The organism is Halorubrum tibetense, from assembly GCF_042661865.1.
Classification (GTDB): domain Archaea; phylum Halobacteriota; class Halobacteria; order Halobacteriales; family Haloferacaceae; genus Halorubrum; species Halorubrum tibetense.
Genome location: NZ_JBHSWW010000082.1, coordinates 1 through 8918 on the forward strand (window position 1 = coordinate 1; position 8918 = coordinate 8918).

General features: G+C 67.2%; 8 protein-coding genes and 1 pseudogene. 3 read left to right on the plus strand and 6 right to left on the minus strand.

What is annotated here, in order from left to right; translation table 11 throughout:
* Positions 1–595: amidohydrolase family protein (locus tag ACFQEU_RS07435; protein WP_379780795.1), on the minus strand; the 595-nt coding region annotated here is incomplete at its 3' end.
* Positions 596–825: 230 nt separating this feature from the next.
* On the opposite strand from ACFQEU_RS07435, the gene ACFQEU_RS07440 reads away from it, so the two are divergent.
* Positions 826–1035, plus strand: coding sequence for a DUF1328 family protein (locus ACFQEU_RS07440; protein ID WP_379780797.1), 210 nt, complete (start codon positions 826–828; stop codon positions 1033–1035).
* Between the two features lie 41 nt (positions 1036–1076).
* Here the strand turns inward: ACFQEU_RS07440 and ACFQEU_RS07445 are convergent, their stop codons facing one another.
* The 4 genes from ACFQEU_RS07445 to ACFQEU_RS07460 are packed head-to-tail and all read right to left on the minus strand — an operon-like array spanning position 1077 to position 4741.
* Positions 1077–1946 (minus strand): phosphate ABC transporter ATP-binding protein, encoded by an 870-nt coding sequence (locus ACFQEU_RS07445; protein ID WP_379780800.1) that lies wholly within the window; start codon positions 1944–1946, stop codon positions 1077–1079.
* Positions 1943–2803, minus strand: coding sequence for a PstA family ABC transporter permease (locus ACFQEU_RS07450; RefSeq protein WP_379780802.1), 861 nt, complete (start codon positions 2801–2803; stop codon positions 1943–1945). The genes ACFQEU_RS07445 and ACFQEU_RS07450 overlap by 4 nt, the downstream gene beginning before the upstream one ends.
* Complete coding sequence (gene pstC, locus ACFQEU_RS07455) at positions 2803–3762, minus strand: phosphate ABC transporter permease subunit PstC (RefSeq protein WP_379780804.1); 960 nt, start codon at positions 3760–3762, stop codon at positions 2803–2805. The genes ACFQEU_RS07450 and pstC overlap by 1 nt, the downstream gene beginning before the upstream one ends.
* 4 nt (positions 3763–3766) lie before the next feature.
* A complete protein-coding gene (locus tag ACFQEU_RS07460) occupies positions 3767–4741 on the minus strand; it encodes a PstS family phosphate ABC transporter substrate-binding protein (protein ID WP_379780806.1) in 975 nt (324 codons plus the stop codon).
* A gap of 264 nt (positions 4742–5005) precedes the next feature.
* Here ACFQEU_RS07460 and serS point away from each other — a divergent pair, with 264 nt between their 5' ends.
* Positions 5006–6376 (plus strand): serine--tRNA ligase, encoded by a 1371-nt coding sequence (gene serS, locus ACFQEU_RS07465; protein WP_379780808.1) that lies wholly within the window; start codon positions 5006–5008, stop codon positions 6374–6376.
* Positions 6377–6441: 65 nt separating this feature from the next.
* Here serS and ACFQEU_RS07470 read toward each other — a convergent pair whose 3' ends face one another.
* Entirely contained in the window at positions 6442–8637 is a 2196-nt protein-coding gene (locus ACFQEU_RS07470; protein WP_379780810.1) for a PAS domain-containing protein, read from the minus strand.
* 98 nt (positions 8638–8735) lie between these two features.
* Here ACFQEU_RS07470 and ACFQEU_RS07475 point away from each other — a divergent pair.
* Positions 8736–8918, plus strand: a pseudogene (locus ACFQEU_RS07475) (transcriptional regulator); the annotation flags it as partial.

Consider the following 8918-nt stretch of genomic DNA (forward strand, 5'->3'; position numbering starts at 1 on the left):
CGGCGGCCGCCGCGGTGCCGACCCCGCCGAGGTCGCCGGAGAGGACCGACTCGTCGAACAGCGTCGCGTCCTCCGCGTGGACGGTCACGGGGACGTCGCGGGCGGCGGCTTCGGCGAGCGCTTCAGAGAACAGATCGAGGTCGATCCCCATCTCGCCGGTCGAGTCCGCGAGGAACACCTCTCCGAGCGCGAACAGCGGCCGGTCGAACAGCGTGTCCGGGTCCCAGTCGGCGACGACCCCGCCGTTGATCCCGTAGTCGACGAGCGAGGCGTCCGCGGCGAGCGCCGCCTTCCGGTCGAACGCGTCGCCGTCGACGGTCGGTGGCGAGGTGTTCGGCTGGTCGACGACGGTCGTGACGCCGCCGGCGGCCGCGCTCTTCGACCCGGTCTCCCACGTCTCCTTGTGGCTCCCGCCCGGCTCCCGGAAGTGGACGTGGATGTCGATGGCTCCGGGGAGCAGGTGCCGACCGCGTCCGTCGACGACGCGCTCGCCGGCGACCGGGTCGAGTCCCTCCTCGACCGCGTCGATGACTCCGTCCCGGACCCGCACGTCGCGGACCCGACCGTCGGCGAGCGCCGCGCCTGTGATGAGCATGCCTACGCGCTCGCGTCGCGTCGGTTAAACCGTGGTGGTCCCACCCGACCGCGACGCGTGCTGGTCCCGCCCGACCGCGACGGCGATCCGATCGACCACCATTTGATACGGCCGCGCTGCCCGGCGGTAACTGAGAGTGGGTTGCGCGTTCCCCCACGTCCGACAGGGAAACGCTCACAACCGGTCGATAACGGTCTCCTAACTAAGCGGATGGAAACGGAGGGCCGAGTATGGGTCTCTCCCAGGTGGTTCACGACGGAACGCTGCTCGCACCCCTTCAGTTCGGCGGAAACCTGATCGAACTGGCGATCCTCTTTCTCGTCTTCGCGATCGTCGCGGCGGTCGCCGGTGCCAGGGGGGTCGCCGGGATGAGTATGCGGATCGCGAAATGGCTCGTCATAATCTTCATCGTGCTTGCCATCGTCGCGTTCGTTCTCTGAGGCGAACCGGCCGACGCCCCGTCCGTCATGGCGTTTCAGCGTTACTCCGCCGTGGGGGGATCCGAGGCACCCTCGTCCCTCTCGGTATCGCTCGGCTTCGTTTCGGCTTCCGACGCCGACCCGGCCGGTCCGAGCGTATCCGGCGTTCCGGGTCCGCTGATGAACCGTTTCGTCCGTTCGTGTTCGGGGTTCTCGAAGAACGATCGTACGTCGTTCGCCTCGACGACCTCCCCCAAGTACAAGAAGACGACCTCGTCGGCGAGCCGACGAGCTTGGTCCATGCTGTGTGTCACCATGACTATCGTGTACTCCTCGGCGAGTCCGGCGAGCGTCTCCTCGACGTTTTCGGCCGACACCGGGTCGAGCGCCGACGTGACCTCGTCACAGAGTAGCACGTCGGGCTCGACCGCGAGCGACCGCGCGAGACAGAGCCGCTGGATCTGCCCGGTCGAGAGCCCCGCTGCCGGCGCGTCCAGCCGGTCGGCGACCTCGTCCCAGAGGTCGACCTGCCGGAGATACCGCTCGACGCGGTCGTCGAGGTCATCTTTCGAGTCGTGGAGGTCGTGGATCCGGAGCCCGTACGCGACGTTCTCGTAGATCGACAGCGGCAGCGGGGTCGGGTCCTGGGGGACGTAGCCGATCCGCCGCCGGAGCTCGGGCGCTGGCACGTCGGTGTCGTAGACGGGTTCGCCGCGCAGATACACCTCTCCGGTGACCTCCACGTTCGGCTGGATGTCGTGGAGCCGGTCGAGGGCCTTGAGGTACGTCGATTTCCCGCAGCCCGACGGCCCGATGATCGCTGTCAGTCGGTTCTCCGGGAACGATAGGTCGACGCCTTTCACGGCTTCGACCCGACGGTCTCCGGTGTACGTTACGGCCAGGTTCCGTGTTTCGAGGACGGTGTCGGTCATGAGTGTCTCCCACCCGGAGCGAACCGGGCGTAGCGTCCGGCGAGCAGTTTCGAGGCGAGGATCAGTCCCAACACGACGACGATGAGGACGAACGACGCGGCGTACGCGTGCGATCGGACCTCGGCGTTGAACGACGTCGCTTGGTCGAATATCAACACGGGTAGCGTCGTCGCCGGCTCGAAGAGGCCTCGGGGCATCCGGGTGCTTCGACCGGCCGTGAAGAGGACGGTCGCGGCGTCCCCGACCCCACGGGCGAACCCCATGATCACCCCGGCGACGATGCCAGGAAGCGCGGCGCGAGCGGTCATTATCGCGCTCTCGAAGCGGGTCGCCCCGAGCCCGTACGTCGCCTCCCGTACCGTGTCGGGCGCGGACCGCAACGCCTCGTCCGTGTATCGGGTCATGATCGGGTACTGGAACACCGCGATGGCGACGATACCGAAAAAGAGGCTGGTCCGCGCGCCGACGGCGATGACGACGGTCAGCACGAACACGCCGTAGACGATCGGCGGGGTCGCCCACAGCACGTTTAAGAAGGTGTTCACCGCGTCGGAGAAGCGCTCGCTGGAATAGTCGCTCTGGAGGTACGCCGCGGTCGACACGGCGAGCACCATCGCGACGACCGTCGCGGGGCCGACGATGAGCACGCTCCCCAGCATCGCGTGGAGGAACCCGCCGTTCGCTTCCAGCATGTAGCGTGACCCGGGCGGGGTGACCGCGATGGTCGGGTCGGTGAGGAGCACGCGGCCACCGCGTGCGAGCGTCACCCCGATCACGATCGCCATCACGGCGAGGACGACCGCGGTCGCCGCCCGGACCGCGAACCCGAACGCGCGCTGTTTCGCGTATCGGTCCATCAGTACTGCCACCTCCGTTTCAGCCGACGGCGAACGAGCATCGCGCTGAAGTTGAACAGCCAGACGACGATAACGAGCAGCAGTCCGACGAAGATCAACGCCGACTGCGTGAGCGGTAGCGACATGAGTTCGCCGAAATCGTTGACGATCAGCGTCGGGAGCGTCTGTCCCGTCGAGAAGACGGAATCGGGCAGCTGTGTCTGTCCGCCGATCAGCATCGCGGGAACGATCGTCGCGCCGAACACGCGGCCGAAGCCCAGCAGAACCGCGGAGAAGATCCCCGGTCCCGCCGCCCGCAACAACACCGATCGGATCGTCTCCAGCCGGGTCGCGCCGACACCCAGCGACGACTCACGGAGCTCGTCCGGGAGCGCCTCCAGCGACTCGACAGAGAGGGAGATCATGAACGGCGTGACGACGATCGCCATCACGAGACTGACGGTCAGGATCCCGAGCCCCGTCGCGTCGGCCCCGACTGCCGGCGCGAGGTAGTTCCCGACGAACGGCACGACGACGACGAGCGCGACCAGTCCGAAGATGACGCTCGGGATCGCGGCGAGAACGTCGATAAACGTCGATACGAGCGTCTTCGTTCGACCGGTCGCGTATTCCGCGATGTACACCGCCACGAGGATCGCCAGCGGTGCACCCATCGCCATCGACAGCGCGGTGACGTACAGGGTGCCGACGATCGCGGGGAGGAAGCCGAACTCGTGCGACGCCGGGTCCCAGTTCGACGACAACAGCAGCTCAGAGAGGGGGTACTCCGCCAGGATCGGGAGCGACTGGTACGTGAGTACCGCGACGATGACGACGAAGAGCCCGACAGCGAAGTACCCCGCACCCCCGAGCAAGTAGCTGCTCACCCGCTCGGTGCGAAGCCGGCGGCGGAGACCCGGAGACAGCTCGCCGGCGGACGGATCGTCGTGCCGGTTCCCCCCGAGTGAGTCCTCGCTCATCCCGCTAGGAACCTCCCGGAAGCGCGTCGAGCGCCTCGTCGAGCCGGTCCTGTTCGAGCGGGACGTACCCGTTCTCGCGGACGTACTGTTGGCCCTCGGTGAGAACCCACTCGACGAACGACGCGGCTTCGCCCTCGAAGCCGTCGTCGGCCGCGAGGAACATCTCGCGGGCCGGCGGGGCCGGATAGTCGCCGGCCTCGACGGCCGAGAGGAACTCGTCACGGGTCTCGTAGAAGTCCTCGGCGGGGTCGAGTCCCGTGCCGTCCCGGTCGAGCGGGACGGGGGTGATATCCCCTTCCAGCTCCCCGCTGGAGAGGTCGTACACGTAGTTGATGTTGTTCAGGGAGATGGCGTTCGGCTCGCTGGCGATCGCCTCCGCGACCGGCTGGTCACCGTTGTAGTTCGCGTCGGCGACGCTCTGGAGGTCGTTTTGTGTGTACGCATCGGCCTCGCCGGCGAGGAAGTCGCCCCACTGTTTGTACGCCGCGGAGGCGTCCGAGCGCCCGTACACGACGATCTCCTCGTCGACATCGGCGTCGACGAGCTCACCCCAGTTGGTGGTCTCCCGCAGGAACACCGACTCGAGCTGCTCGCGTGTCAGTCCGTCCGACTGTAGCTCGTCGAGGACCGGGTTCTCGACGTTGACCGTTCCGACGACCGTGTCGATCAGCATCGGCACCGCGAACAGCCCCTGCTCTTCCTCTTCGGACTCCGGCTCTCGGCCCATCATCGCGATGTCGACCTGATCGTTGAGGACGTCCGAAACCCCGACACCGGTCCCGCCGCCGGAGACGTCGAACCTCGCGTCCGTCTGTTCCTCGTAGAGATCGACCCACACCTCGACCATCGGGAGGGGACCGACGCCACCGGAGACCCTGACCGTTTCCTCGCCGTCACCGCCCAAACAACCCGCCACGGACGCTACTGCAGCACTTCCGAGAATACCCAACGCCGCTCGCCGAGACTGTGTTCGGTTCATTCAGTCCGGGCTACGGAACCAGCACGAGTTTATTCCACGGCCTCTTCAAATTTCGTTGGGAGTTCCTGAGAACGGCAATTGTTGCAGATACCGCGTTCGTCCAGACGCCAGCGGAGCAGCACACGTGCGGACAGCCATACCAGGCGGGAACGACGATCTCGGCCAGCGGACGGCCAGACAGACGTCACCACGGTCGGTACTCGTGTGTCACCCGATACCGACGCTCCGATACGGTTTTGGGCCGTCCGCCGGAACCCCCGGTAAATGCTATCCCGCCAGTTCGTCCGGGAGAACCCCGAGACGGTCCGCGAGGCGCTCGACAACAAAGGCGTCGACGTGGACCTCGACCGGATACTCGACGTCGACGAGGAGTGGCGCGAGCTGAAAAGTCGCGGCGACGACCTGCGTCACGAGCGCAACGAGGTCTCCTCGCGGATCGGCGACCTCAAACAGGCCGGCGAGGAGGCGGCGGCCCAGGAGGCGATCGAACGCTCACAGGCGCTCAAATCGGAGCTGCAGGAGATCGAGGAGCGCGCCGACGAGCTGGAGGCCGATCTGGAGGCGGCCCTCCTCGAGCTCCCCGGGATCCCCCACGAGTCGGTGCCCGTCGGCGCGGACGAGTCGGAGAACGTGGAGCGCCGCCGGGAGGGGTTCGACGACCTGCGGACGCTCCCCGACGACGTGACCCCGCACTACGACCTGGGCGAGGAGCTGGAGATCCTGGACTTCGAGCGTGGCGCGAAGGTCGCCGGTGGCGGCTTCTACGTCGCGAAGGGCGACGGCGCGCGCTTGGAACACGCGCTGATCCAGTTCATGCTCGACGTTCACCGCGAGCAGGGGTATCACGACGTGTTCCCCCCGATACCCGTGAACTCCGCGTCGATGCGGGGCACCGGCCAGCTCCCGAAGTTCACCGAGGACGCCTACCGCGTCGAGGGGACGAACGAAGAGTCGTACGACGACGACGACCTGTGGCTGCTGCCGACCGCCGAGGTACCCGTCACGAACCTCCATCGCGACGAGATCCTGCTCGGCGAGGACCTCCCGATCAAGTATCAGGCGTACACGCCGAACTTCCGCCAGGAAGCGGGCGAACACGGCACCGAAACACGCGGGATCGTCCGCGTCCATCAGTTCAACAAGGTGGAGATGGTGAACTTCGTTCGCCCGGAGAACAGCTACGACCGGTTCGAGGCGCTCGTCGACGAGGCCGAGGCGGTGCTCCGTCGCCTCGAGCTCCCGTACCGCATCCTGGAGATGTGTACGGGCGACCTCGGCTTTACCCAGGCGAAGAAGTACGACATCGAGGTGTGGGCCCCGGGAGACGACATGGAGGAGGGCCCCGACGAGGGTGGCCGATGGCTGGAGGTGTCGTCGGTCTCGAACTTCGAGGACTTCCAGGCGCGCCGCGCCGGTATCCGATACCGTGAGGAGCACCACGAGTCGGCCGACTTCCTCCACACTCTCAACGGCTCCGGGCTCGCGGTCCCCCGGATCGTCGTCGCGATACTCGAGTACTACCAGAACGACGACGGGACCGTGACCGTGCCCGAGGCGCTCCGGCCGTACATGGGTGGGACGGAGCGCATCGACGGGCACGACCCGGTCGGCGAGACGAAACTCGGCGGGGAGTGAGCTCGGTCTCGGCCGTGGACGGACGGCTCCCGTGATCTTTTGCGGGGTGCTCCGCCGGGCGCGTCTCAGCGAGGCAGCTCGATCACGATGGCATTCCCCGACTCGTCGATGTCGGAAAAAGAGAGCGAGCCGTTCGAGCGGCGAACGACCCAGTAGACGAACCAGAGGTCGAGCCCGGTGCCGTGGTTGAGCGCGTCGATATCCTCGGTGTCGAGGAGGATGTCCCGGTCCGTCTCGGGGATCGGGTTCTCGGCGTCGGCGATCCGGATCGTGACCCGGTCGGTGGTGGTCGTGACCGTGACGTCGACGTGGGGCGTACTCGATTCCGCGTGGCCGAGCAGAAACTCGACGGTCTCCGTGATCGCGTCCGAAACGTTTTCGGTCGCGATCGCTTCGGTGTCGGTCGGGCAGTCGACCCGGAAGTCGAGCGTGGCGTCCGGGTGCGACTCGCGGGCCTCCCCCAGCGCCGCTCGGAGGGTCGGCACGATCTCGACCGCGACGCGTTGCGGGCGCTCCAACAACATCCGGTTGATCTCGCGCCCGCGGTCCGCGATGGCGAGCAGATCGTCGATCGCCTCCGAGATCGCGTCCGCATGTTCGGCTGTAGAGTCGTCGACCGCCGCCCCTTGGATCGCCTCAGTGTGGCCCATCACGACGTTGAGCCGGTTCCGAAGGTCGTGTCTGAGCACCCGATCCAGCGTGGCGAGGTGGCGTTCGTGCTCCTTCTGTACCGTGACGTCGGTTTGGATCGCGACGAGTTCCTCGACCGAACCGTCGCCGTCAAACACCGGGGTGATCGTCTGAATCGCGTGATACGTCCCCCCGTTCGCGTGGCTGTTGACGACCTCCTCCGTCCACGTTTCGCCGCTTAGCACCGTCTCCCACATCCGCGCGTAGTACGCCTCGTTGTGTCGGCCGGACTGGAGTATTCGCGGGGTTTCACCGATGACCTCGTCCGCGTCGTGGCCGGTTATCTCCTCGAACGCGGGGTTGGCGTACGTGACCGTCCCGTCGGCGGTCGTGGTGAAGATCGCTTGGCCCGCCGCCTCGACCGCCCGTTCGAGCCGACGACGGTCGTGTCGGGCGTCGACCCACGCCGTGACGTCCTCCTGAAACCCGACGAAATGGGTGACTTCGTCGTTCTCGTCGTGGATCGGGGCGACCGTGAGTCGGTTCCAGAACTCGCTTCCGTCCGCGCGGTAGTTGCGGAGCTCGACGGTCACCGACTCGCGTGCGGCGATCGCCTCACGAATCGCTTGGACGGGCTCCTCCGCGGTGTCCTCGCCCTGGAGGAACCGACAGTTATGGCCGAGTATCGTCGATCGGTCGTAGCCGGTCAGCTCCTCGAACCGGTCGTTCGCGTACACGAGCGGCAGGTCATCGGCATCGGCGTCCGCCAGGGTGATGCCGATCGGCGCGTCGTCCATCGCCCGGCTCTTGACGGCGAGCTCGTGCTCCAGCCGCTGTCGGTCCGAGACGTCGGCGAAGACGTACACGATCGCCCCCTCGTCCCGCCAGTCGGCGCGTGCGACGGTCACGTCGACGGGGACGTAGCCGCGGTCCGGCGAGAACAGGTCGAGGGTGACCTCGTCGAACGCCCGATCGCCTGCGCGGATGCGTTCGACGACCGCCTCGATCGAACCGGTCTCCCGCGGGCGAAGCCACTCGGACACCGGGCTCCCGCGGTCGCCGAACGCCCTGGGGACTGCTCGCTCCCCCTCGGGGTCGAGGAGCGTCCGGGCGTTCTCGTTCGCGAACACGACCAGGTCGTCGATAGCGACGATGACGCCGTCGGGGATCGCGTTCAACACCGCCTCGGTCCGTGTCGTCCGGTCGACCAGGTCCTCGCGACCCCGTCGGTACGCGACCGCGTCGCGTACCAGCGACGCCAGCCGGTCCCACTGGTTGCCGAACCGTTCTTTGATCAGATAGTCGGTGACGTCGGCGGCGATCGCGTCGCTGGCGATCTCTTCGGTGCCGTCGGTGGTGAACAGGACGAACGGGAGCGTCGGCGCGGCCGCGCGGACGACCTGAAGGAAGCGCACGCCGTTCGAATCCGGGAGGTCGTAGTCGCTGACGACACAGTCGATCCCGTTCGAGTCCCCGTCGCTCACGCCGTGGGCGGCGAGCGTCGCGACCGCCGCGTCGACGGAGCTCGCGGTGAGGACGCGTATCCGCTCGCGTCCCTCGAGCGCCGTCACGAACTCGTCGAGGTACGCGTCGTCGGCGCTGACGACGAGCACGGCGGTAGGATCGCCCATCGGTTTTCCGAACCTACGGACCCGTCCGGGTTAGACCTACTGACTCACCGAGCGCGTCACCCGCCACCTTTTATCGCCGCGGCGATACTACCCCCGATATGCCGAAGTATTCGACGGGCGGCGGTGGCGGTGGCGATGACGGCGACGCCTGTGAGCTCTGCGGACGCGAGACGACGAACCTGCAGCGGGCGAACGTCGCCGGCGCGCAGCTCCTCGTCTGCTCGAACTGTCGCCCCCACGACGACGCGACCCGAACCACCGGCAGGGGGCGTGGCGGGGGA